Origin of the sequence: Priestia sp. YIM B13490 (assembly GCF_042787735.1) — a bacterium.
Taxonomy (GTDB): domain Bacteria; phylum Bacillota; class Bacilli; order Bacillales; family Bacillaceae_H; genus Priestia; species Priestia megaterium.
Genome location: NZ_JBHZOT010000001.1, coordinates 722559 through 747112, shown reverse-complemented (window position 1 = coordinate 747112; position 24554 = coordinate 722559). Strand labels below are relative to the sequence as shown.

Annotated in this window: 30 protein-coding genes; 10 read left to right on the top strand and 20 right to left on the bottom strand. The window is 39.2% G+C overall.

What is annotated here, in order from left to right; translation table 11 throughout:
* Window positions 1–3: 3 nt before the first annotated feature.
* Entirely contained in the window at window positions 4–582 is a 579-nt protein-coding gene (locus tag ACFX4R_RS04205; RefSeq protein ID WP_043981385.1) for a TetR/AcrR family transcriptional regulator, read from the bottom strand.
* A 303-nt stretch (window positions 583–885) separates the two neighbouring features.
* Between ACFX4R_RS04205 and ACFX4R_RS04200 the strand changes: the two genes are divergently transcribed.
* Window positions 886–1254 carry a nuclear transport factor 2 family protein gene (locus ACFX4R_RS04200; protein WP_043981384.1) on the top strand — a complete coding sequence of 123 codons (369 nt, stop codon included), beginning with the start codon at window positions 886–888 and terminating at the stop codon, window positions 1252–1254.
* A 60-nt stretch (window positions 1255–1314) separates the two neighbouring features.
* Here the strand turns inward: ACFX4R_RS04200 and cotJC are convergent, their stop codons facing one another.
* The 3 genes from cotJC to ACFX4R_RS04185 are packed head-to-tail and all read right to left on the bottom strand — an operon-like array spanning window position 1315 to window position 2411.
* Entirely contained in the window at window positions 1315–1884 is a 570-nt protein-coding gene (gene cotJC / locus ACFX4R_RS04195; RefSeq protein ID WP_013083974.1) for a spore coat protein CotJC, read from the bottom strand.
* A 21-nt stretch (window positions 1885–1905) separates the two neighbouring features.
* Window positions 1906–2166 carry a spore coat protein CotJB gene (locus tag ACFX4R_RS04190; RefSeq protein WP_028409289.1) on the bottom strand — a complete coding sequence of 87 codons (261 nt, stop codon included), beginning with the start codon at window positions 2164–2166 and terminating at the stop codon, window positions 1906–1908.
* Window positions 2163–2411, bottom strand: coding sequence for a spore coat associated protein CotJA (locus ACFX4R_RS04185; RefSeq protein WP_013057939.1), 249 nt, complete (start codon window positions 2409–2411; stop codon window positions 2163–2165). Before ACFX4R_RS04185 ends, ACFX4R_RS04190 begins: the two co-directional genes overlap by 4 nt.
* Window positions 2412–2612: 201 nt before the next feature.
* On the opposite strand from ACFX4R_RS04185, the gene ACFX4R_RS04180 reads away from it, so the two are divergent.
* On the top strand, window positions 2613–2975 hold the full coding sequence (locus ACFX4R_RS04180) for a hypothetical protein (RefSeq protein ID WP_043981383.1): 363 nt from the start codon (window positions 2613–2615) through the stop codon (window positions 2973–2975).
* 53 nt (window positions 2976–3028) lie between these two features.
* Here ACFX4R_RS04180 and ACFX4R_RS04175 read toward each other — a convergent pair whose 3' ends face one another.
* Window positions 3029–3658 carry a LysE family translocator gene (locus ACFX4R_RS04175; protein ID WP_043981382.1) on the bottom strand — a complete coding sequence of 210 codons (630 nt, stop codon included), beginning with the start codon at window positions 3656–3658 and terminating at the stop codon, window positions 3029–3031.
* Between the two features lie 27 nt (window positions 3659–3685).
* Window positions 3686–4519: an AraC family ligand binding domain-containing protein gene (locus ACFX4R_RS04170; RefSeq protein WP_043981381.1), complete on the bottom strand. Its 834-nt coding sequence runs from the start codon at window positions 4517–4519 to the stop codon at window positions 3686–3688.
* Between the two features lie 222 nt (window positions 4520–4741).
* On the opposite strand from ACFX4R_RS04170, the gene ACFX4R_RS04165 reads away from it, so the two are divergent.
* From ACFX4R_RS04165 to ACFX4R_RS04140, 6 genes are all read left to right on the top strand, one after another.
* Window positions 4742–5563 carry a sensor histidine kinase gene (locus ACFX4R_RS04165; protein ID WP_377568935.1) on the top strand — a complete coding sequence of 274 codons (822 nt, stop codon included), beginning with the start codon at window positions 4742–4744 and terminating at the stop codon, window positions 5561–5563.
* Window positions 5564–6205: a response regulator gene (locus ACFX4R_RS04160; RefSeq protein WP_043981379.1), complete on the top strand. Its 642-nt coding sequence runs from the start codon at window positions 5564–5566 to the stop codon at window positions 6203–6205.
* 131 nt (window positions 6206–6336) lie between these two features.
* Window positions 6337–7719, top strand: a complete 1383-nt coding sequence (locus ACFX4R_RS04155) for a PepSY-associated TM helix domain-containing protein (RefSeq protein WP_237074382.1) — start codon at window positions 6337–6339, stop codon at window positions 7717–7719.
* Window positions 7720–7748: 29 nt separating this feature from the next.
* Window positions 7749–8213, top strand: coding sequence for a FixH family protein (locus ACFX4R_RS04150; RefSeq protein WP_043981377.1), 465 nt, complete (start codon window positions 7749–7751; stop codon window positions 8211–8213).
* A 140-nt stretch (window positions 8214–8353) separates the two neighbouring features.
* Entirely contained in the window at window positions 8354–8776 is a 423-nt protein-coding gene (locus tag ACFX4R_RS04145; protein WP_013057949.1) for a NucA/NucB deoxyribonuclease domain-containing protein, read from the top strand.
* A 149-nt stretch (window positions 8777–8925) separates the two neighbouring features.
* Window positions 8926–9270 (top strand): DUF1516 family protein, encoded by a 345-nt coding sequence (locus ACFX4R_RS04140; RefSeq protein WP_025751033.1) that lies wholly within the window; start codon window positions 8926–8928, stop codon window positions 9268–9270.
* 40 nt (window positions 9271–9310) lie between these two features.
* Here the strand turns inward: ACFX4R_RS04140 and ACFX4R_RS04135 are convergent, their stop codons facing one another.
* From ACFX4R_RS04135 to ACFX4R_RS04125, 3 genes are all read right to left on the bottom strand, one after another.
* The gene (locus ACFX4R_RS04135) at window positions 9311–9904 is read right to left on the bottom strand and encodes a hypothetical protein (protein WP_097822801.1); all 594 of its coding nucleotides are present in this window, start codon (window positions 9902–9904) and stop codon (window positions 9311–9313) included.
* Window positions 9905–10058: 154 nt separating this feature from the next.
* Entirely contained in the window at window positions 10059–10715 is a 657-nt protein-coding gene (locus ACFX4R_RS04130) for a TetR/AcrR family transcriptional regulator (RefSeq protein WP_237074381.1), read from the bottom strand.
* A 22-nt stretch (window positions 10716–10737) separates the two neighbouring features.
* Window positions 10738–12015, bottom strand: coding sequence for a glycosyltransferase (locus ACFX4R_RS04125; RefSeq protein ID WP_097823067.1), 1278 nt, complete (start codon window positions 12013–12015; stop codon window positions 10738–10740).
* A 299-nt stretch (window positions 12016–12314) separates the two neighbouring features.
* Between ACFX4R_RS04125 and ACFX4R_RS04120 the strand changes: the two genes are divergently transcribed.
* Window positions 12315–12860, top strand: coding sequence for a GNAT family N-acetyltransferase (locus ACFX4R_RS04120; protein ID WP_060745312.1), 546 nt, complete (start codon window positions 12315–12317; stop codon window positions 12858–12860).
* A gap of 148 nt (window positions 12861–13008) precedes the next feature.
* Here the strand turns inward: ACFX4R_RS04120 and ACFX4R_RS04115 are convergent, their stop codons facing one another.
* The 8 genes from ACFX4R_RS04115 to ACFX4R_RS04080 form a co-directional block, all read right to left on the bottom strand.
* On the bottom strand, window positions 13009–13494 hold the full coding sequence (locus tag ACFX4R_RS04115; RefSeq protein ID WP_043981373.1) for a hypothetical protein: 486 nt from the start codon (window positions 13492–13494) through the stop codon (window positions 13009–13011).
* A gap of 78 nt (window positions 13495–13572) precedes the next feature.
* A complete protein-coding gene (gene fsa, locus ACFX4R_RS04110; RefSeq protein WP_014459236.1) occupies window positions 13573–14241 on the bottom strand; it encodes a fructose-6-phosphate aldolase in 669 nt (222 codons plus the stop codon).
* Between the two features lie 49 nt (window positions 14242–14290).
* The gene (gnd, locus tag ACFX4R_RS04105) at window positions 14291–15184 is read right to left on the bottom strand and encodes a phosphogluconate dehydrogenase (NAD(+)-dependent, decarboxylating) (RefSeq protein WP_162214590.1); all 894 of its coding nucleotides are present in this window, start codon (window positions 15182–15184) and stop codon (window positions 14291–14293) included.
* Between the two features lie 30 nt (window positions 15185–15214).
* Window positions 15215–17209, bottom strand: a complete 1995-nt coding sequence (gene tkt / locus ACFX4R_RS04100) for a transketolase (RefSeq protein WP_377568928.1) — start codon at window positions 17207–17209, stop codon at window positions 15215–15217.
* Between the two features lie 28 nt (window positions 17210–17237).
* A complete protein-coding gene (gene zwf / locus ACFX4R_RS04095) occupies window positions 17238–18740 on the bottom strand; it encodes a glucose-6-phosphate dehydrogenase (RefSeq protein WP_323618189.1) in 1503 nt (500 codons plus the stop codon).
* A gap of 441 nt (window positions 18741–19181) precedes the next feature.
* Window positions 19182–19553 carry a hypothetical protein gene (locus tag ACFX4R_RS04090; RefSeq protein ID WP_043981369.1) on the bottom strand — a complete coding sequence of 124 codons (372 nt, stop codon included), beginning with the start codon at window positions 19551–19553 and terminating at the stop codon, window positions 19182–19184.
* Between the two features lie 248 nt (window positions 19554–19801).
* Window positions 19802–20656 (bottom strand): GAF domain-containing protein, encoded by an 855-nt coding sequence (locus tag ACFX4R_RS04085; RefSeq protein WP_043981368.1) that lies wholly within the window; start codon window positions 20654–20656, stop codon window positions 19802–19804.
* 332 nt (window positions 20657–20988) lie between these two features.
* Window positions 20989–21555, bottom strand: coding sequence for a GNAT family N-acetyltransferase (locus ACFX4R_RS04080; protein WP_043981367.1), 567 nt, complete (start codon window positions 21553–21555; stop codon window positions 20989–20991).
* 128 nt (window positions 21556–21683) lie between these two features.
* Here ACFX4R_RS04080 and ACFX4R_RS04075 point away from each other — a divergent pair, with 128 nt between their 5' ends.
* A complete protein-coding gene (locus ACFX4R_RS04075) occupies window positions 21684–21989 on the top strand; it encodes a hypothetical protein (RefSeq protein WP_241771377.1) in 306 nt (101 codons plus the stop codon).
* Window positions 21990–22056: 67 nt separating this feature from the next.
* On the opposite strand, the gene ACFX4R_RS04070 is transcribed toward ACFX4R_RS04075, so the two are convergent.
* The 3 genes from ACFX4R_RS04070 to ACFX4R_RS04060 form a co-directional block, all read right to left on the bottom strand.
* Entirely contained in the window at window positions 22057–22446 is a 390-nt protein-coding gene (locus ACFX4R_RS04070; protein WP_377568923.1) for a VOC family protein, read from the bottom strand.
* A 261-nt stretch (window positions 22447–22707) separates the two neighbouring features.
* Window positions 22708–23403 carry an ABC transporter ATP-binding protein gene (locus ACFX4R_RS04065; protein WP_323618186.1) on the bottom strand — a complete coding sequence of 232 codons (696 nt, stop codon included), beginning with the start codon at window positions 23401–23403 and terminating at the stop codon, window positions 22708–22710.
* Window positions 23403–24488: an ABC transporter permease gene (locus tag ACFX4R_RS04060; RefSeq protein ID WP_323618185.1), complete on the bottom strand. Its 1086-nt coding sequence runs from the start codon at window positions 24486–24488 to the stop codon at window positions 23403–23405. Before ACFX4R_RS04060 ends, ACFX4R_RS04065 begins: the two co-directional genes overlap by 1 nt.
* Window positions 24489–24554 lie beyond the last annotated feature (66 nt).

Genomic DNA, 24554 nt, shown 5'->3' with positions numbered 1-24554 from the left:
GTTTCATGATTGTCTGCTAAGTGCTGCCCACAGACTCTCTTCTACACCAGTAAGAAGTTCATCAGTTAAAGATAAGTAGTCATTTTCAATCATTTCATATACTTCCATGAAACTTCCAAATAAAATAGCAATTAGCGCATTTTCAGGAAGATTTCTAATCACACCTTGCTTTTGTCCTTCTCTGAAGAACGTGCAAACAAATTCCACCAGCTTTTGATATGCGAAGCGGCTCTCTTCCGTTAAAAAAGCTCCTTGGCTATGAGTTTTAATAAATCCAAGAGCACGAGGATGATTTTTAGTAAATGTCACCATACCTTCAAAGATATGATGAAACCCATCTCGGTATCCATCTCTTTCGTTTGCCAGACCGCTTTCAATGCACTGTAAAAACTCGTTTACGTGCTGTTGAAATAATTCATTTACAAGGCTTTCTTTATTTTTAAAGTAGCGATAAATTGTTCCTGCTCCTACTTTGGCATTTTCTGCAATCATTGGCATCGTGGTTGCATCAAACCCTCTTTCTGCAAACAGCAGAAGCGAAGCAGAAAAAATCGCTTTTTGTTTTGTTGGAGTAGATTCCACTTTATCACCTCTTTCCAAAAGCGGAATGAACGTTCATTCCGCTACAATTACAAGTATAAAAAACTGCATCTTAATAGTAAAAAGATAACTAGAAAAGTGGAAAGAAAAGGTTCTTTCACTCTAACTTTATACCATTTAAAGGTAATTAACTGAGTCTTTCAGAATCTTTAGTGCTTACAGAAAATTAGTCCACTTATCCCCTCTATTAACATAATTTAGAACAACTTATTAAGGACAGAAGTTTAAAGGAAAAGCAACGTGGAAATAGAAAAGAGTTACACAAGGCGTAAAGGAGGATTAAAAATGAATCAAGCAAGAGTTATAGAATACGAAGAAATGCTTCGCTCAGCCATGCTTTCTAATAACATAGAGCTATTAGAAGAATTACTTTCAGATGAGCTTATTTTTGTGAATCACCTTGGGCAATGGTTGTCAAAAGAAGAAGATATAAATGTTCATCGTTCAAAAAGTCTTGATATAGCGGGCATGGAAGTGTTGGAACAAGAAGTTAAACTGTTTCAAGAACTTGCCGTTACGATTACAAAAATAGCGTTGAATGGGGCACTGGCAACCGGTGAATCGATCGGAGGCGAATACAGCTATACGCGAGTTTGGAAAGATGTTGAAGGGAAATTAAAGGTTGTTTCTTGTCACTGCAGTTCTAGCGTATAATCGACGCTGCCATAATAAAAAACATCCCTCCTGTACTAAGAGGGATGTTCCTTTTGCTCGTTAAAAGATTTTCTTCCTGTCTCTGTCATCTTTTAAAATCTCCACGGCCTCGCGGAACCGCTGTGAGTGAACAATCTCTCTTTCTCGTAAAAATCGTAAGCTATCGTTTAAATCAGGATCATCTGATATATCAATTAACCATTGATATGTAGCTCTTGCTTTTTCTTCTGCAGCTATGTCTTCATAAAGATCTGCAATCGGATCGCCTTTTGCCTGTATATAAGTAGCTGTAAACGGAACCCCAGCAGCATTATTGTAATAAAGTGCACTATCATGGTTCACATAGTGTTCTGCTAATCCCGCTGCCTTCAGCTGCTCCGGCGTTGCATCTTTTGTTAGCTTATAAATCATCGTAGCAATCATTTCAAGATGAGCAAACTCTTCTGTTCCAATATCGTTTAGCAGTCCAACAACTTTATCGGGAATTGTATAGCGCTGATTCAAATAACGAAGTGCTGCTGCAAGCTCTCCGTCCGCTCCCCCGTATTGTTCCATTAAATATTTGGCAAGCGTTGGATTACACGTGCTTACTTTCACTGGATACTGCAATTTCTTTTCATACACCCACATATAGCTCCCGCCTTTATCTGCTTATATTTGCCATGGCCAAGGGCTTGTTCCCCAGCTCCACTTTCCGTCGGTATAGCTGTTTCCATATTGCTGAAGCGGCCCGTACTTTGTTTCAAAGGTTCTTTTTAACTGCATAGCCTGCTGCGCGTATTCGTTAAACTGCTGCATAGCCTGCTGGTCATTTGGATGGGTATCTAAATACAGCGTTAATTCTACTAGTGCAAAATCAATCGCCTGTATTTCTTCTAAATCCTGATAGTACTCCGGAGGTAGATTTTTCATTCTTCATCCCTCTTCTTATCTTTGTATGGATTTTCATAGTAGTCCCAAAAAGCCGGCCACAGCGTTCCTTTTTTTAGCGCTTCTTTCGGTGAAAACTGCTGCAGATTCGGCGGCTGAAATCCCATGTATAATTGAGGCGGTGTAGAATAATATTTAACTCCTATCGGCCGGCAAGGATCATAGATACTGTGGAAAGGTTGATAGGTCTTAACCGGTGTAAACATCTTTTTTGGATTGTTATCCATGAAAAGTCCTCCTCTAAAAACACACTCTGTTTTATCCTATTCAGCTTTTATCGAGTTCATGAAGGAATTTACTTCCGACTTAGGAACCAAACTTTTCTTTATAAAAAAGACCTATGTAAAAAACGCTGTAATTGCCCAATCCCTTTAGGCAGTTTTCTCATACTTTATAAAATAGTGATAAAAAATAGAGGTGATTAAAAAATGGACATTAACTACATGGATTTTTATTTGTACCCGACAAGGTTTCCTGGACCTCAACTCCCGCCCGGTCCACCTAGACCACCAGGCGGTTTACCTGCACCTAGCCCGCAGCAAGCCCCAACTTCCCCTCCGCCGGCATTTATTCCGGCTCAACAAACGGCAACTCCATTTGCCGTTGACCCAGGAGCCATTTCTCTATGTCTATTCCGCAACACGTTCATATGGCTTAGAAACGGCTCTAGCTTCTGGTATTTTCCTATTTTTGTAGGACCGCGATCGGTTGCAGGATTTAGATGGAACGGACGTTTTTGGACCATTTTCGGTGTGGATACACGACAAATTGTTTCGTTTACGTGTTTTTAAACGTAAAAAAAAGCCTTATTTTTCAATAAGGCTTTTTTGCTTACTAACTACGATTACACTATTGTTCTTATTCCAAAACCAATCAGCAGCACGCCACTGCATCGTTGAAAGGCTTTTTGAAACACCGGTTTTTTAAACCATTTTTTCACGTAATCTATTACATACACCAAGATTAAAAACCACCCTACCGCTATAAGCGTCAGAATAAAACCGAGTATCAGCAGCTGTTGATTTGTGTGTGCATCCAAGTTAATAAACTGTGGCATAAACGTAATATAAACTAATACCGTTTTAGGATTAAGAAAATTACTAAGAGCCCCTTGCATATATGATTCTCTATAGCAGCGACTAGATGAAGACTTTACAGTTTTTGTTTCTTCTGAAATGGCCTCTAATGAGAGCGTATTTTTGGTCAGAAATATTCTGATGCCTAAGTAAAATAAGTACGCTGCCCCTATGTATTTAATCGTGTTAAACAGATACACCGACTGCGCAATAGCAACAGACAAGCCAAGCACAGCAATTAACGTCCAAAACGTGAGGCCTGTAGCCATGCCGAGTATGGTAAAACGTCCTGCTTTTGCTCCGTGATGAAGCGTATTTTTCATGATAAGAATTGTATCAGCACCAGGTATCATCGACATAACCAGCGCCATCAGCATGTAAGCAGCTAAATGATCCACAGTATTTCTCTCCCTTTTAAGCTATTACTAGCATCCTGTTTTCTTTTCACTTTCAAATATTTTCATGTATTGTTTTGGTGTTAGCCCAACCTGACTTTTAAAAAATCGAGTCAAATGACTTTGATCACTGAATCCCGTTAGAAAGGATACGTCAATTGGCTTTTTCCCCTGCTCTAGCAGCTTTTTAGCCTGATTGATTCGAATTGTTTCCAAGTAGCTGTATGGAGAGATTCCTTTTTGCTTTGTAAAAGAGCGCAGCAGCCGGTATTTGCTCCATCCAATTAGCTGACTTAACTCATCCAGCGTGATCTTGTTTGTATAGTTGTCTTCCAAATAGCTGCAGATTGTTGTGATTTCATGGGACGTGTCAACGGCTGACGAAAGAAAAGAAAGATTTGAATGATCCTGCATGAGTTCTTCTAGCAAATATAAAAATAACTCTTCTTTCTTAAACTCCCGTTCACCATTTAAAATTTGTAAATGAAGCTCTTTTAAACTAGAGACAGCATCACTTCTTTGCACCACGCTGCTGTTAAAACGCGGAAGACTTTCACTGCCGTTAATGTCAAAAACAGCTTTTTTCATCACTTCTGGCGTCACGTTAATACAACGATAATCAAGCTTTTTGCCGTCTATTTGTTCACAGCTATGGACATCATACGGATTAAACAGCAGCAAATCTCCTGGATTAATGATGTATTCTTTGCCTTGGCAAATTAAATGACGCTGACCTTCTTCAATAAATCCAATCACATAATACTCGTGAAAATGAGCAGGAAACTTTTGCATAATCCCTTTAAAACGATAAGCTTCAATATGTAAATCGGCGTCAACGTGCGCCGTGCGAATTTCTTTTGTCATCAATGCCCCCTCCTTGTCACATACTAAGCTTTTTAAGCATACCATTCACTCAAAAATTTTTCTTGTATGATATTGCAGATGAGACTTTTTTCCACTACTTTTATCCGTTCAGCTAGGGGTGGTACCAATCACTCTTAAGAGTGATTTCTCTTCTTTCCTCTAGTAATTTTCCGCTCAAATGATAAAATATAGACACATTTTATGGACGAAAGAAGGGATACCGTGAAATATAGACAAATTAAATGGCTGATTTTGCTTCTTCCAACTCTGACCATCGCGCTTTGGGAGTACGTTCGTCATGCCTTTTTGCTCCCTTACATCTCAATGGATATGGGAAATGTGCTTTCTCCGCTCCTTGTCTTTTTTGTAACGCTTGTATTTGTCCGCTATTTATTTTCTATTTTAGAAAAAATGCAAGAGGAACTAAGACAAGAAAAAGAAAAGAAAGCAGCACTTATTGAACGTGAAAAATTAGCTCGTGAACTGCATGACGGCATTGCACAGTCGCTGTTTCTCCTATCTGTTAAAATGAACAAGTTCGGAAGAAAAAACAAATTAGAGCAGGATCCTGATTTTATCCGGATGAAGCAAACTCTGCAGCATGTTCATGACGATACGCGCCAAGCAATTACAAATTTAAAGCACTCTCCTTTAGACACTTCAGAAAGCTGGACTGAAAGCATTCATCAATACGTCGATGATTTAACACATACTCATTTACTAGATGTAAATTTAGATTGGAGACTGTCAGAAACAACGCTGTCCAGAAAAGAAAAAAATGAGCTGTTTGCCTGTGTGAAAGAAGCGGCTATGAACGTCATTAAACATGCAAAAACAAATAAAATCTGGATTACAGCCAGTGAAACGGCTGGCGGATGGATTTGTGAAATTACAGATTTCGGTATAGGTTTTACTTCCGAATCTCTCAAGGCCGGGCTTGGTTTACAAATTATGAAAGATCGTGCGAAGGACATGAACTGGGACTTTTCCATTGAGCGAAAACAGAACCAAACCATTGTTAGCATTAAAAAGGGGGTTATGTAAATGCAGCCGTTTCGTATTTTGATTGTAGATGATCATGCTCATGCGAGAGAAGGCATTCGCGATATTTTAGAAGAATATGAAGATTTTATTATTGTTGGCGAAGGAACCAACGGGCAAGAAGCCATTGAACTGACCGAAAAATTAATGCCCGATATCGTACTAATGGACATTGGAATGCCTGTGATGGACGGGTTGGAAGCGACAAAACAAATTAAGCTTCGGTTTCCGTACGTTAAAATTGTGGTTATCACGGTTTCAGACGATATTACGGATTTATTTGATGCGCTGAAAAAAGGCGCACAGGGCTATTTGTTAAAAAACCTGCAGTCTGAAGTGTGGTACAACTATTTGCGTGCGTTCGCTTTAGATGAAGTTCCTATGTCAAAGGAAATTGCGTTTCAAATTTTAAAAGAGTTTCCGCAAGAAACATCGATAAAAAAACCCGACACTCCCCTTTCTGCACGAGAGCTTGAAGTACTTCAATTAGTGGCTAAAGGACTGTCGAACCGCGATATCTCCGCGCAGTTATTTATTTCTGAACACACGGTAAAAAGCCATTTGAAAAATATTTTAAGCAAGCTTCATTTAGAAAACCGCGTGCAGCTGACAAGCTATGCGTTTCAAAACGGCTTAATGAACTAACAGCTTTCACGAGCTGTTTTTTTATTAGCAGCTTCCTCTTATAAGTCCCAACAATCACTCTCAGGAGTGATGGCTAATTCTCCCTTTCCTTCTATAATGAAAGCACATTCGTTAGTAAAAAGGAGGAAAAAATGATGCAGGAAAAGCGCGAAGAAACAACAAGTACAATTAAAAAAAGCACGGCGCGTTCTCAAGGCCTATACAAAGCCATATGGCGCTGGCACTTTTATGCGGGCTTAGTGTTTACTCCGTTTCTTCTTATATTAGCTGTTACTGGAGGCGTGTATTTGTTCAAGCCTCAAATTGAAGAAAGACTGTACCACGACTTGTATCATGTTCAAGCTCAATCACAGTCTACATCCCCTTCAGCACAAGTGCAGGCTGTAAAGGAAAAGTATCCAGGCGCTGACGTGTTGACGTATAAGCCCAGTGAGCGCTCCACTCGTTCTTCAGAAGTAGGAATCTCATTAAAAGACCATACATATACGATTTTTGTTAATCCTCACAATGGTCACATTGTAGGAAAACTGGATGATTCGAGTCGCTTAATGAATCAAATTGAAGAATTTCACGGAGAGCTAATGGCAGGAACAGCGGGTGATCGTATCGTAGAACTTGCGGCCTGCTGGGCGATTGTCTTAATTGTAACCGGTGCTTTTTTATGGTGGCCGCGCAAAAAAGACAAAATAAAAGGCGTGCTGATTCCTCGTTTTTCAAAAGGTAAAAACGTGCTTGCACGAGACCTTCATGCGGTACCGGCCTTTTGGATTTCAGCTGGTATGCTTTTTCTCGTACTAACGGGCCTTCCGTGGTCAGGACTGTGGGGCAATGCGTTTCAGCAAATCGCCACAAACGCAGGCGTTGGGTACCCTCCGTCTATTTGGGTAGGCAGTGCACCTACTTCAACCGTGCAAACAAAAGATGTAGCGGACGTGCCTTGGGGAGCTGAAACGTTAGAAGTTCCAAACTCCACAGCTTCGCAATATACAAAAGTATCGCTTGATGACATTGTAGATATTGCAAAAGAACAGCATATGCACGACGGCTATACCATTTCTATTCCGCAAGAACCTCAAGGCGTGTATACGCTCTCTGTATTTTCACCAAGAGCTCAGGATGAAGCAACCATTCACCTTGATCAATACACCGGCGCTGTGTTAGCCGATTATCGGTACGACAACTATGGATTTATGGGAAAATTGATTGCACTTGGTATTACGCTTCATAAAGGTACACAGTTTGGGTTTATAAATCAGCTTATGGGCCTCATTGTTTGTATCGGAATTGCTGGTATTGCTATCAGCGGAGCCTTACTGTGGTGGAAACGAAAACCAGCTAAAAACATAGGCGCTCCTAAAGTTCCTGAAGGAAATGCAATGCGCATTGTGACGTGTATAATCGTGGTGTTTGGTCTCGTCTTTCCTTTAGTCGGACTGTCCTTAGTTATCGTGTGGCTTTTAGATTTCTTTGTCATCAAACGAATTCCAGCATTGAAGCGGTTTTTAAACGCATGATGCATGAAACGATGTGAGGTGCAGTAACAATGAACAAATGGAAAATACCCGGATTGGTCATACTCAGTACGATTTTACTTTCCGCGTGCTCTGTAAACAGTAACGCAGACAAGCTCTACAAGCAGCCAAAGCCTCTGTCTGCGCATGTGATGCTTCCTGAAACTATAAAACCACGGAGCACACAGGTACTAGAAGTGCACGTAATGCAAGAAAATAAAACGGTGGATGATGCCAAAAGCGTTCAGTTTAAAGTGTGGAAAAAAGATGCTCCCGGTAAAGTTGAAATAGTAAAAGCACATTATGACGGCAGTATGTATAAAGCCAAAGCAACCTTTAAGGAAGATGGTATTTACTATATTAAAACGGATATTAACGCGCGCGGTGAACACATCCTTCCTACTCAGCAAGTCGCAGTAGGCGAATTATCGAAAGAAGAATTACGTTCACTGCAGCCAGCTGAAAACGAAACGCATCATCATCACTCTCATCATTAGACATAAGCTCACGTTCAGCGACTGTACGTGAGCTTATATTTTTCTTATGAATTTTGACTAGTTCCATTATATGTTTTTACATTTTTTTCTTATTACTTTAAAATAAAAGTGATAAACGTTTTATAAAGGAGTTTTACAGATTGAAAAAAATTGTTTCTGGTATTTTAATTTTAGTATTAGCCGTTATTGTTATGATTGAAGGAAATCCGTTAGAGCAGAACTCTTCAACGAATACCTCCTACGATGAAGTAATTACCTTCCCTGCTGATCGTTATCCTGAAACTGCAGCGCACATTCAACATGCAATCGATAAAGGAAAATCGGCTGTTTGTACAATTGACCGAGACGGGGCTGAGGAAAACCGCCGTGAGTCTTTAAAAGGTATTCCGACTAAAAGCGGCTATGACCGAGATGAGTTTCCGATGGCCTTTTGTGAAGAAGGCGGAAGCGGTGCTGATATTGAATATGTAAAGCCTTCAGACAACCGAGGCGCCGGGTCTTGGATCTCCCATCAAGTAGACGAGTTTCCTGACGGTACGAAGGTTTTAATTGAAGTGAAGTAAAAAGAATGGTCGTGATGACCTTTCTTTTTTTATATTAAAAGTCTATAAAAAATGAAAAATTGCTCTTGCCTAAAGATACTCTTCACTTTTAAAATAAAAACGTGTGTGTTACATATATGCATCATCGTTTTATAGGAGGAATGAGTTTCTTGGACAATCTATGGCAGCAGCTACTCCCTGCCTCATGGCAATTAACTTTATTTATTTTCTTTTTTGTTTATATCTTGCGCTACAAACAAGAGAATAAATTCAGCATGCAGCTTCACTTGCTGCTTAAGTTTCTTTATGCCGTTATTTTGATTTTAAATGCGGTGTTGTTTTTAGTGGAAAGTCAGCGCGATTTTCTTTTTTATGCAACGCTTTTCATGAGTATCCTGACAATTATTTTGATGGAGTTCACGCTTTCTGCAAAAAAACAGAACGAGCTTGATTTTATTTCAGCCGTTTCTTGCTGTGTTCTTCCGATTTTTATTTCTTTACTTGAACTTAGTTAATGAACCAAAGGCCTCTGATGATTCAGAGGCCTTTTTGATGTTATTGATCTTTGTTGTTACGGTCCATCATATCTTTTGGATCTTCTACAATATCTTCTGGATCACGGTTGTTGTCTTTTTCATCATCTCGATACATCTTGTCATTTTTATCTACGCCAGGTACGTTATTGTTGTTGTTCATATTGTCTAAGCCCGTGTTTACAAACGCCACGTATACTTTGTCGATTTTACTATCTGCTTCTCTTACGCGGTCTGCAATTTTTTGCTCAAAATCAGTTGAAACTTCATGATAAGTATCGCCGTTATACGTTACGGTGTTCACCTTGCCGTTATCATTGTTGTCCGCTGCGTCATTTCCAGCTAGGTCTACCGTTACATACGCGTTATTATTATCGCGAAGCACATATGCATCGTCAACTTCCTTCATATCTTCTACATTTTGTGCTGCTTCAACTGACTTTGTCGGCTGATCAGTGTTATCCATTGGGATATTGTTATTAACTCCATCGTTTGTAGAAGTGTTGCGTAAGTCATTTTGAGTATTGTCCATTGCGTTATTGTCTTTATTTCCTCCACATGCAGCTAAGCCGGAAAGAAAAAGAACTGAAGAAGCAATGATAAGCCCTTTTTTCATTTTTTCCATCTCCTTAAATATAGTTTGCAGTCGTATTATGCTTAATTTTTGCAAAACTATTCAAAGGAGACGGAGAAGTGAAAAAATCTTTTTAAAAAATATACTTAACGCTGCTAGCAATATTATAAGATGCATTTTAATATTACAGCTGTACTTATTCTCCTAATAGCTTTCGAACGGCTATTGAAAGCGTATTGACATGCCGTTCTACGTTTGCCGCCTCAGCAACTTGTTTCTTTTCATCGACGTTGTAAACCGGCGCTGGATTTTGTGTAATTCCGTTGATCGTTGTAGCCATAAAAGCTAGCAGATCATCTGTTGGTACAGCCGGAGAGAAATTCTTTACTTCTATTTGCTGCGTAATAAAGTCGTGAAGCTTTTTTTGAATATATTTAAGGTTAGAGACTTCAACTAGCTGATCTTCAATTTTCATAAAACGCTGAGGGTCTTTTGAATACAACGCTACTAGTTCAAAGTAAATTTCTCCTCCTGCTGTCATCGATTCTTGGATATGCTCTCCAATATACATAATAAAATCATGCAACATTTCAAAGGAATCTTTTTTTGTCTGAAGTAGGGCTTGAATTTTATCTTTTACTTTATAGCTGACGCTTTCTTGATTAAGAAGTCCAACAAATACTTCATCAAGGTTTGAAAAATATTTGTACACGCCTCCCTGACTCATTCCAGCTTCCAAAACGATATCTCGCATGGCTACATCATGCACCGGTTTGCTCTTGCATACTCTTTTGGCTGCTTCTAAAATCTCTTGCTTCTTTTTTTCAGCGTATCCTTCCCTTACTTTTGGCATTTTTTCACGCTCGCTTACTTTTTTATTTATTTTCGAATGTCTCGAGTGCATCAATAATAACCTGAGCTGCTTTTTCAGCTCCTTTTTCAGCTCGGATTTGTTTTCCGATTTCTTGTGCTCTGGATCGAATTTCATTAACTTGCGTACAGGAAATGGCCGCGGATAATTTTTCAGCCGTCAATTCTTTTCTCGGAATGGCTTTTGCTCCAGCTCCTAGCTCGTGAATTTTTCTTCCCCAAGCGAATTGGTCATTTCCATAAGGAACAATAATACTTGGAACACCAGCTCGGAGGCCTTCGGCTGTTGTTCCTGCTCCTCCATGATGAACAACGGCAGACATTTTAGGAAACAGCCACTCATGAGGAATATCTTTTACAAATAAAATGTCTTCTGCTATCTCTTCTGTGTGATTCATTCCGCTTCCTCCTGTATTGATGATACCTCGTTTCCCGGCAAGTTTTAAGGCTTTAATCACTAAAGCAGTCGTTTCGCCTGCGTTTTTTTTATCACCAACACTTCCAAATCCAATATAAACTGGCGGTTCTCCAGCCTTTAAAAACCTTTCCAGCTTCTCTTCCGGCTGATAGCTATGGTCACTGTCCATAAACCAATTTCCGTAGGAATGAACGTGTTCAGGCCAATCTTTAGATACGGAAAATACAGTGGGACTTGACGAAATAATGGTTGGGTTAGCTGCTGTACGCTGCTTTGGATACGGGCATGAAAAATCGTTAGGTCCTGTTCCATGCTGCTGAACCCAATATTTTTTTAAAGGACCATTTACTACTTTCCAAAATCCCCATTCAAAAATACGATGCGTCAGCTTATTATATATTTTTCCAAATCGTGGTCGATCATAAAAAATTAAAGCTGGATAGTCTTTTGTTGGTGTCATTGGAAAAGGGCTGGCTAGAATGCTTGGTATATTCATCTCTTTAGCAGCAAAGTAACCAATTGCCGCACCTGGATGATATACAATTGCATCGGCTCCTTTGCATGCTTTGTGCAAATCTTCTTGTATATTCATCATCATACCCATCATCTTTTCATTTTTTAAGCTTGAAAAAAATTTGAGAGGATTGTCTGCATTAATCGCGTCGTCTGCTGCTCCGCTCTCTATAATTTTAGAAACATCTCCTCGAAGCATGGCATATTCGAATCCATACGATTTTATGAAGTTTTGATAAGCTTCTGAAGCCGCAATTCGTACACGGTATCCTTTCTTTTTTAGCTCTAATCCTAAAGCCATAAAAGGCTGGGTGTCTCCCCGCGTTCCCGTTGTTAACATCGTAATAAGCATCATTTCAGCCTCCTTATATTAAAACGACAATGTTGTCGTTTTAATATAATGTAACCTCCTGGAATTGATTCGTCAATGTAAAAACGACAATTGTGTCGTTTTTATTACTATCCTTTATTTTCCTAAGGTGCTTTTTGTAAGGATTGCTGCTTTTAATTATAGCAAGGGAAAATTTCCTTTTTATAGTATTGTATAAAGAAAGGCTTATTCAGCTAACGGGCAGTCATATTGAATAAGATAGGGTTTATTTATCCTTAAATAAAATATTTTCAAAACATCATAAAAGGAAGTGTGTACTATTGGGCAGTGAAAGTAAACTCATTATTTCTCCATTAAATAATGACTTAATAGAGGATATCAATATGACAAATGATTATTTTAAGCTATATGGCAGAGTTGTCCCCAGTTTACAATCAGGAAGGTGGTCTTATAAAGAAGTTCTTTTTGATGAAGCTAGAGAAACACGTTTTCCAGATGACAAACTTGATTGGAGCCAATATATAAACCGAGAGGATAAAGCTTTGTTTTTAGCTTATATGAATAATACTTGCATAGGACAGATTAGAATAATTAAGGATTGGAATCGCTTCTGTTATATTGAAAACATTGCTACTAAAAAAGACTATAGAGGCAGCGGAGTTGGAAAGTTTCTCTTAAATAAAGCAGAAGAGTGGGCAAAACAAAGAAAACTTATAGGAATGTCCTTGGAAGCACAAGATGATAATCTTGGTGCATGCAGATTTTATGTAAAACAAGGATTCATACTAGGTGGAGTTGACACACTAAAGCAGTCATATAATCCTACTATTGGAACCACTTTATACTGGTATAAGTTATTCAAGTAACGGGGGCTTTAGCGAAATAAGTAATAGAGTCGTTTTAACATAGGAATTTTAAAGAGTTAAATAGTTGAAACTGAAAAAAAGATGCTTCGCGTTTTAAACGAAGCATCTTTTTCAAGTGCAGCTATGAATGCCTACCTACTTTTTTAAGTTAAACTGATCGTGAGGCAGCTAATTTCTCAATCGGGGCTTGTTCAATGTCTGCTGCTGAAATATTCAGCAGCTTTTCTAAAACAGCCGTTATGCTCTCATTTGTCTTATTACTTTTCTTGCAGTCATTAATATGCTGATTTAATTGCTTTTTATAAGCCTCTGTATGAATGAGCCACTGACTTAAAAGCTCTTTTGTCGCCTTTCTTTCTTCTTCGCTTTTAGCTCCAAATAAGCTTTCCATATCAGGTTCTTGAATAATTAGCTTACTAAAATCTTCGCTTACTGCAAGCCAAAAATAGTTTTTTTCGTACTCGTAATATCTGTGTTCTTTTAATAAAAAGTAGCCAATTTCAAATTCAATGCGATAGAGCGGCTGGTTAACTTTCGGCGCATGAAGGCTTTTAAAGTTAATATGTTCTACATCATCTACATAAACCTCTGAACCGTATTGGGTTTTAATCATCTTAGCATCTACTGTATTCATGGTGTTTACCTCTTTAAGGATATTATGAGAGAACGGGTGCATTCTTTTTCTAGAATGCGCACGTTCTTTATCTTTTACTTAATTTTGAACAGCATTTTTCCAATCAGCCGCAAATTTTTCGATTCCTTGTTCGGTTAAAGGATGTTTAACAAGCTGCTCGATTACTGAATATGGAATCGTTGCAATATGAGCTCCGGCAAGGGCTACGCGTGTAACGTGATCCGGATGTCTTACAGAAGCCGCAATGATTTGAGAGTCAATATTTTGAATGCGGAACAACTCGGCAATTTTAGCCACAAGCTGTACGCCGTCTTCTGAAATATCATCAAGGCGACCAAGGAATGGAGATACATATGTTGCACCTGCACGAGCTGCTAAAAGCGCTTGGTTCACAGTGAAAATAAGCGTTACGTTTGTTTTTACACCTTTTTTAGCAAGGTAGCGAGTCGCTTCTAATCCAGCGATTGTCATTGGAAGCTTAATCGTAATATTTTGATCCCCGCCATTAATTTTGATTAGTTCTTCTGCTTGCGCAATCATGTCTTCTGCTGTTTCGGCATCCGGCGTCACTTCTGCTGAAACGGATTCTACTTCTGGAACAGTTTTTAAAATTTCTTCAATACGATCTTCAAACTTTACGCCTTCTTTTGCAACAAGAGAAGGGTTTGTTGTGACGCCAGATAAAACGCCCACTTTGTATGCTTTTTTAATATCGTCAAGGTTTGCAGTATCAATAAAAAATTTCATTTTTTCATTCCTCCATTAGTTTTTTTTACTATACCCACTATTTCACTTGCTATTTCTTTTCCACAGCATGACCGCCAAACTCATTTCGAAGTGCGGAAACTACCTTTCCTGTAAAGGTATCATCTTCAAGCGAGCGATAGCGCATCAGTAAAGACATTGCAATAACCGGCGTAGCTGTTTGAAGGTCTAGAGCGGTTTCTACCGTCCATTTCCCTTCACCAGAAGAGTTCATAACTCCTTTGATGTCATCTAGCTTAGCATCTTTAGAGAATGCATTTTCTGTTAATTCCATTAGCCATGAACGAATAACAGATCCATTGTTCCATACTCTCGCCACTTTTTCGTAATCATAGTCGAACTGGCTTTTTTCAAGAACTTCAAATCCTTCTCCGATTGCAGCCATCATGCCGTATTCAATGCCGTTATGAACCATTTTTAAAAAGTGGCCGCTGCCTGCTTCACCAGCGTATAGATATCCGTTTTCTACTGCTGTATCGCGGAAGATAGGTTCAACAATTTCCCACGCTTCACGATCTCCGCCAATCATATAACAAGCTCCGTTACGAGCGCCTTCCATCCCGCCAGATGTTCCAACGTCCATAAAGCGGATTTTGTTTTCTTTTAACTCGTTATAGCGTCGAATAGACTCTTTGTAATGAGAGTTTCCGGCTTCAATTACGATATCTCCTTCAGCTAAAAGAGGCTTCACTTCACTAATAACAAAATCAACAACCGTATGAGGAACCATCAGCCATACAACTCTTGGTGTTTCTAGTGACTGAACAAGCTCCTGTAAGCTTGATACTCCTGACGCACCGTACCCTTTCATTTGTTCCACTGCGTTTGAATTTACGTCAAATGCTACAACGTCATGACGCTGATCCAATAAGTTTTGTCCTAAGTTAATCCCCATTTTCCCTAAACCAACTAATCCTACTTTCATGTGAACAGCTCCTTCTATTTATCTTCTTATTTAAGCCTTTAGCAATTCTTTTGCTTGTGCCACTACGTTTTCTTCTGTAAATCCAAACAGCTTCATCACATCAGCTCCCGTTCCTGAAGCACCGAATGTGTCAACTGCTATCACTTTTCCTTTTGGTCCTACAAAGCGTTCCCAGCCAAGTGAAATTCCCATTTCTAGAGAGATTCGTTTTGAAACAGATTCAGGCAAGATGCGCTCTTGATACTCTTTTGACTGTTTGTTAAACAGCTCCCAGCTAGGCATTGCTACAACTCGAACAGATGTACCTTCACGTTCTAGCTGAGTTTTAGCACTGATCGCTAGTGCTACTTCAGAACCTGTAGCGATGAAAATCAGCTCCGGCTTATCGTTTGTTTCGGTTAATACGTAAGCTCCTTTAGCTAGGTCGTTGATATTTTGTTTTGTTTCTTCAAACACAAGCAAGTTTTGACGGCTAAGCACTAAGGCTACAGGACCTTCCGCTTGCTGAAGCGCATAAGCCCAAGCGCTAGCTGTTTCGTTTGCATCAGACGGACGGATTACGGTAAGCCCGGGAATTGCACGAAGAGAAGCTAAATGTTCAACGGGCTCATGAGTCGGTCCATCTTCTCCTACTGCTATGGAATCATGAGTAAACACATACGTGACCGGCAGCTTTTGCAGTGCAGCCAAACGAATCGCTGGACGCAAGTAATCATTAAAAACAAAGAATGTGCTGACAAACGGCTTCACACCGCCGTGAAGGGCCATTCCATTTCCGGCCGCTCCCATTGCATGTTCACGTACGCCGAAATAAATATTTCGATTTCCGAAATATCCTGGTGCGTAAGGGCCTTCTTCTTTAATGTCCGTCATCGTGGAATGCGATAAATCAGCGCTGCCTCCAAAAATAGATGGCACAGATTTAGTGAAATAATTAATAGCTTCTCCGCTTGCAACACGAGTCGAAATCGCTTTTTCTGATGAGAATGTTAAAATATCATTCACTTCAATTAACGCTTCGCCTGTGATGGCACGTTCTAATTCATCAGCGAGCATAGGGTATTCTTTTTGGTAAGAAGCAAACAGCTCGTTCCACTCTGCTTCTGCTTTCATCCCTTTTTCTTCTAGCTTTTCAAAATGGGCTTTTACTTCTTCTGGAACATAGAAGTTTTCTTCAGCTTTCCAGCCGTAGGCTTGTTTTGTTGCTTTTGCTTCTTCTTCTCCAAGCGGATTACCGTGTGCTTTATTTGTTCCCGCTACTTTTGGACTTCCGTAGCCAATAATTGTTCTCACTTCAATAAGCGTTGGCTGCTCGGTGTTCTGCTTCGCTTTTTCGATGGCTTTTGTGACTTCATCTACGTTATTTCCATCTTCTACACGCAAATACTGCCAGTTTGCAGATTCCGCTCTTTTCTGGATATTTTCACTAAACGAAAGATTTAATTCCCCGTCTAACGAAATATCGTTGGAGTCATATAAAGCGATAAGTTTACCGAGCTTCATATGGCCAGCCATGGACATTGCTTCATAAGAAATGCCTTCCATCAAGTCACCATCGCCTACTAACGTATACGTATAGTGATCAATGACTGGGAATTTTGACTGGTTAAATTTTGCCGCTAAATGAGCTTCTGCCATTGCCATTCCGACTGCATTTGCAACTCCTTGACCTAAAGGACCTGTTGTGGCTTCCACGCCGTCCGTATGGCCAAATTCAGGATGTCCCGGTGTTTTACTGTTTAGCTTGCGAAAGCTTTTTAAATCTTCTATTGATACATTGTATCCGCTTAAATGAAGCATGCTATACAGCAAGCTTGAGCCATGACCGGCTGATAAGATAAAACGATCTCGGTTAAACCAGCTTGAATTTGCCGGATTATGCTGTAAGTGATTCGCCCATAGCGCATAGGTCATCGGAGCAGCTCCCATTGGAAGCCCGGGGTGGCCTGAATTGGCTGCGTTCACCGCATCGATTGACAGGGTGCGAATCGTATTAACTGCAAGTGTGTCTATGTTGGTACTCATGTGTCATCCTTCTTTCGCTTTGTTTGTATTAAACTGGCTGTACTTCGCGTGATCGGCGCGATGTTTCTTCATCCAGCCACCATTTAAAACCGTCTTTTTCTAAAAGTGCATGTGATGCATCAGGGCCGTGTGAACCAGCTGCATATTTATAAAGCGGCACTGTATTTTCCTCAAACGCTTCAAGAAGCGGCTGAACCCATTCCCAAGCTAGCTCTACTTCTTTCCAATGAGCAAAAAATGTAGAATCTCCGGCACATGCATCTGCAATAAGGCGTTCATATGCTTCAGGTGCTCCTTCTTGCTGACCTGAAAAATTAATTTGTACAGGCTCAATATGACCATGATTAAATGGGTTTTTGCTGTTCAACTGCAGCGTAATATTTTCATGCGGGTTAATTTCAATGATCAACAGGTTTGGAGATGTTGTTTCTCCTTTGTCTAAGTACAACTCTTTTAACGAGTCTTTGAATTCAATAACAATTCGCGTCGCTTTTTCCGCCATTCTTTTCCCTGTACGAATGTAGAAAGGAACGCCTTTCCAAAGCGAATTATCGATATATAGTCTGGCTGCTAAAAACGTGTCCGTCTGAGAAGATGGTGATACGCCCGGCTCATTTACGTAGCTCTCTACTGAAGACCCGTTTATTTTTCCGGCCTCATATTGACCGCGAACAACGTCTAGATCCATATCTTCTTTCACAAGCGGACGAAGCGCTTTTAACACATTTATTTTTTCGTTTCGAATATCATCAGCGCTAATGCGAGCCGGTAGGTGCATAGCCGTCATCATCAGCATTTGCAGCATGTGATTTTGAACCATATCTCGAATGGCTCCTGAATGGTCATAATAGCTTGCTCTTTCCTCTACACCGACCGTTTCACTTGCTGTAATTTGTATATTCGCAATATGTTCGTTATTCCATAATGATTGAAGAATAGGATTAGCGAATTCCAGCGCTTCTAAATTTTGCACCATCGACTTGCCAAGATAGTGGTCAATGCGGTAAATCTCTTCTTCTTTAAACGCTTTGCTTAAGTTTTCGTTTAATTGACGAGCTGACTGTAGATCATGACCAAATGGTTTTTCAATAATTAACCGTTTCCAACTTTTTGTAGCACCTAAGCCACTGTTTTTAATATGCTCGGCGATCGTACCGAAAAATTCTGGTGCAACGGAGAGATAAAACATTCGGTTGCTTGGAATATTTAGTTCTGCTTCTCGTGCTTCTACTAGATTTAACACACTTTTATAGTCTTCAGCATTCGTTGCATCCAATTGGCTGTAGCGAAAAGCTGAAAGAAAATGCTCCATAAGAGATGAATCTTTTTCGATGCGACGTGAAAAAGTATGAATAGATTCTTTTACTTTTTTCTGAAAATCAGCATCGGACATCTCCCTTCTGCCTAATCCCACAACAGAAATTGATTTAGGGATTTTCCCGTCTACAAATAAATTATAGAGTGCAGGATAAATTTTGCGTTTCGCTAAATCACCTGTTGAACCGAATAAAACAAAAGTCATCGCTTCCATATCTCTTCCTCCTGTTAGGAAAAATATAATCTTTTAAAAGTAACTTTTCTTTCACTCGTTACTTTATGTAACATATCTTATTCCTGAAATATTTTTTCGTCAAGATATTAAACTCGTAAAAAATCATTTCAATTTTCTTTTTTGATTTAAACCTTATAGCAGCTTATCTCGTTTAGTTTATGGGAAAATAATGAAAATACTTTTCGGTTGAATTTAAAAAATAAAACTGTTTTAATGGATTTGATAGAGTTGTATGAAAGTAAAAACATACATACTATTTACATGTGTGTCAGGTGAAAAATATCAAAAGGTGGAAGTGCTATGAAAGCTCAACTAATGAAGATGTTTGAAGTTCTATCTGTTTTTCGCATAAAAAAATCGCAAAGCACTTTAAAAGAGAAAGGAAGTTTGACCTCTTTCTTTTAAGCTGCACGCACGCCTTTAATGTGTGGCTACAGCAAGAAGTGCAAGCATCATATAGAGGTTAAAAACAGCCAGTAAAACAAGAACGGTATAGACTAGTTTTTTACCTGTTTTTCCTAAAAAGTAGACGTTTACTAAACTAAAATACACGCTTGCTGCGCATAAAACGAATGCAAGAAACTCTTTACACTCATTCAATGTCATTTGAAAATCTTGATTATAGTAAATTCGGAGATCCTTACTAACGGCAAACGGCACGGTCCACCACCTGATCAAAATTCCAATAAACATAAGTATCCCTATTGTGTTTAACGTGGACTGAAGTGTTCTCGGCTGTTTCTTTTTCATATTCACACCCGCTTGTGCGGACCTTTTGAAGTTTACTCGCATGTATTTCCCCCCCATGATGTTTTTGCATACCACAAAAAAGATCATCAGCCATACGCAGGCCTCTCCCGCGGCTATTTCTTACACCGTCAAAAGATGCGTAATGATCATCACGCAAGGCTTCAATAAAGTTATATTCTTTATCTATATTCACTTTATGCTGCATTTGATGCTTTCACAGCTTCTGATCATACCAGCTTGTTATATACATACACAAAAATAAGCCTTGGCTCATAGAGCTAAGGCTTGCTTCATGTTTTGATTAAGTTATACCCCACACATTGAAGAGCTTGTTGAATATTTTTCACGACTTTTAACTGTAAGTTTTTCAAATCATGATTTTTAATTTGCTCTTTCGCAAATGTGGGCGTTACACCTGTTATAACTGCTTGAGCACCCATGAGCTGAAGTGCTGTAATCATTTTTAAGAAGAAATTCGGAAACTCTTTTTCTCTCAGAAGCAGCTTCGATAAATCAATGATAAAGTAATCTATTTCATTATGAGCTGCATCGTGAAGCACATCTGTCATAATCTGATCCGCACGCTCTTTATCAATAATACCTTGAAGAGAAAGAATCGAAACACCTTCTGTAATCGGAATGATTGGGACACTTAAAAACCCCATCTGATATCGTGTTTCATCCAGATCGATCATATGAGATAAGATACCTGCCATTGATTGTAAAAAAGCAATATCTTCTCCTGAAAATTCTTTTTCTTGCTTGTCCATTACACAGAGTGTTCCAAATACATTTCCTTTTAAATCTTTTAATGTAACACCTAAAAAACCTTTTACCTGCAATTGATCCGTTACTTCTAGCTGTCTGGTAACGGCATCCTTCATCAGATTTGCCGTATGCATAACGTCTCCGTCATTCATAATGATTAAGCGGCAGTATGTACCTCCGTATTCAACGCTGTATCCTTCAGGAATAATTTCTTCCTTCTCGTTATATGAGCTGAGGACCGTCATCGCTGTTTCTCCTTTTCTAGTTACGTACGTTGTGCGGACATTCAGCTGTTTGGTAATAACCTCAAATAATTTTTGCGAAACAGACCGCAGTGAATAAAAATGAGGAACTTTATTTTCTCCATCAACGTTCATCTAGTTACCTCCATCGCAACCATCATTCTCTCTGCCATAAGTGCATTCTTTCATAAAGATACACACAGTTTGTTTCTAACTTTTTTGTAGTAGGAGAGAGTACGGCTATATTGCCTCTTTTCTATCTTATACATGCTAGATTTGACATATGACATGATTTCACATAAGAAAAACTTCTTCCGTTCATGAAAGAAGAAGTTTTAAATTATATAAAAATCTTACACGTCCCCATCTCCCCTCTATTCCCCGTATTAGGATATATCAAACTAAACTGCTTAGTTCAATTATGGATAAAAAACAAACGTTTACAGGAAAACATAGTACACAGGGTATTAGAGCTCCTGCTGCACCTTTTTGTTCCATTCCCTTCGCAGCACTCCCATTTTGATGCTATCAACATATTCACCGTTTACGATACGTGCTTCTCTGACTCTTGCTTCTTCTTTCATACCTATTTTTGCCGCTGTTTTGATCATTCTGATATTGCCTGACCATGTGGACATACCGAGTCTATGTAAATGTGTAGATTCAAATAAAAAATCAACCCACATGCGGTAAGCTTCCGCTCCGTATCCTCCGCTCCAATAGTCTGGGTCGTAAATGACAATTCCGGTTTCCAGCCAGTTTGTATGCTTGTCCACCCAATAGCAGCTCACGGTCCCCACCGTTTTTTCATTAATAATAATCGCAAGTATTCGAGGAACTGACGGAAAAAGCTCATATTCTTTTTTCCATGAGTTTATATACTTTTCTTTCGTGAGTCTTCGTTCTGGTATGTACGGAGCATTCCACTTTTTTGCTTCTTGTTTTTTTTCTTCGTACTTCCAGTAATAAAGTTCATTAACGTCTTCCTGTGTCGCTTCTCTTAACGACACTTTTTCTCCTATTAGTTTTATCATGAGAAGCATCACTCCTTGACTTATAAAATAGCTTATTACGTTCTGTAGAAATAAAACGAATATTAATACACGTGTGTACAAGCACACCTTTGCATAACGAATAAAATATAGTAGTTATGATGAAAGGAGTGAATCCTATAAAAAAATATTATTGCTACTACAATTCAGCAGATGACAAATATTATGTAGCAAGCGATTATTCTTTTAAAAAGCGTCCGCGCAAGAAAAAAACATGCTGTGTAACCATTAATTATTATACAAATATTGCATATGAAGGCGGACAAATTGCTATAAACGGCGGGCAAAATGCATCTCAAGGTGGACAGATTGCCAAAAATGGCGGACAAAATGCTAATCAAGAAGGACAAATCGCAGGAAAGTACGGGCGAAATAAGCTAACTGAATTTAATTTCACTAATGGTAATGAAGAGTAATCCCCCCTGTTTTGCCTGTAAAACACCGAGAAGAATGTATATGCTCCCGGTGTTTTTTGTTTTTCTTCTATTTATTACTTACGGTTTCCATAACTGCAAAATAGTTATCTTCACTGTCTGAAAAGTTAAAGACTTTTCCTGAAGGCATGGATACAATTTCTCCCACTGTTACGCCTTTAGCTGTTAAATCTCCGTATAGTTCATCCACATTCTCTGTAAAAAACAGCAGCGAAGGAGTCCCGACATTTAATTCTGGCTGCATTTTTGCTATTAGCTGTTTGTTATGAAGGATAATAGTTGTTTCAGCACCCACTACCGGCGCTAGCTCAATCCACTTCATGCCTTGTTCATTATTTTGTTCAGACATAACTTGAAATCCCATTTTTTCTGTCCAAAACTTTACCGCTTGATCTTGATCGTTTACATACACCATAATTTGACCGACTTTTTTAATCATTGCTTTCACTCCTTTTTCTCATCGTTTCATCACCTTTTTACTATTTCTTCATTGCCTTTTCATTTCCTGTTTCTTATTTTCTTCCTTCCTAAATAGCGTTGTTTTATTTTGGCTATACGCTTTTTAAAGAAGTGGAATATGAATAACTAACCCATCTACTAATAAAGAAGCAAATGTATGGAAGCTCCAAATTGAGACGACAAATATATGCACAATGCAGAACGCAAAAAAAGCGCTGCTCTTGTCAAGAGCAGCACTTTTTTAAACTTGCACGCTGTTTGATTCTACTAATTTTCCATCTTCCATCCACACAACGCGATCACATAAATCCAGCATTCTTTGGTCATGCGTAACCATTACAGCTGATTTGCCCCTTAGCTTTACTTCATCTGCGAGCATTTGCACGACTGCTCTTCCTCGCTCTGAATCCAAGCTTGCCGTCGGTTCATCTGCAAAGATAATTTCAGGGTTATTCATCCACGCTCTTGCAATCGCTGCCCGCTGGCGTTCTCCGCCCGATAGACTTTCAGGATAGTGATGCTTTCGATGAGCAAGCCCTAGTTTTTCAAGCAAATCATCCGCTCTTTTTTTCGCTTCTTTATTTCGACTTCCTTCTAGTTCCGTGACAAGAAGAAGCTGATCGCGAACCGTTAAATACGGAATTAAATTAGCTGCTTGAAAGATAAAGCCAATTTTCTTCAGGCGAATGCTGTTCATTTGTGATGGAGACATTTTATTAATCTCGTCTCCGTCAATAATCACACGTCCGCTAGACGGCGAAAGCAGCGCGCCTGCAATGGATAAAAAGGTACTTTTCCCGGAACCAGAAGGACCGACAATCGCCACAAGCTCTCCTGCTTTTACACGCAGCGATAGGTCATTTAACACGACTACAGCGTTTTCTCCGTCTCCAAATGACTTGCTAATACTCTCTAAAACTAATTTTTCTTCACTCATTAAACAGCCCTCCCAATCGCTTCAACTGCATCTACTTTTGCTACGCGATACAGCGACAATAATGAACTCAGTACAGAAACAGCTACAAACAGCGCCGAACAGCCGGCGATTAGCGATAAATCCAAGTAAAATGGCATCGAATCAGGCAAAATGGCAGCTACTCCGTACGTCAGTCCAATACTAATAGCGAGACTGCATAAAGTTAACACAACCACTTGAGATAAAATCGTTCGCGCTAAATAACTTGTTTTTGCTCCTATCGCTTTTAACACCCCAAACTGATTCATTTTTTGAAGCGTCATCACGTAGAAAAAAACGGCTAATACAAAAGCGCCAATGATAAACAGAAACGCGACCATCATTAAAAGCGAGCCTTGTTCTTCTTGATAGCCAGGAATTCCTTTTAACGCTTCATCTTTACTAATCACATCAATGTCCGACTTCTTTTTTTGAAGAGCATGTGCTTTTTTATCGTTCATGTTTAACACCACTGCATTAAAGGCACCTGTGCTTTCAATTGTCTTCCACTCTGTAAAATTAATATGAATAACAGGCGCGTGACTAAACGACTGATTTTTTGTAAAACCAACAATTCTAAAGCTTTTTCCTGAAGCCGTATCTTTTATCATATCACCTAGCTTTACTCCTTCTTCTTTTAGCGAAGAGTCCGCCACGGCTTCATGTTTCGCATCGTCCGTAATCATCTTCCCTTCTATTACGTTCGGAGCTAAAAAGCCGCTTGTGCTTATGGCGAAAAACGAGGCGTCTATTTTTTTGGCTTTTCCTTCATTTATAATTGCTGTCATCATCACACCAAGCGGCTCAGCATTTTTCTTGCCGCTTAGCTGTTGAATATCTTCTGTTTTGTTTATAGATAAAACAGAGCGCGTCAGGCGTTGATCCGCTTCTTTTTGAAGCACAACGTAATTTCCTTTCATTTCTTGAACAGCTGAAGCATTGTCAGAGGAAAGCCCCTTTGCTAAGCCTGATACAAAAAGCACAAGCCATACAATTAACACCATAATCACGCCAATGAGTAAGTAGCGCAGCTTCGCATGTTTCAATTCACGTAAAGCCAAAAACATGTTTCTTTCATCTCCTTTTTTAATTCTATTTAAAGTATAAAAATAGAAAATGAATGGAAGATGAAC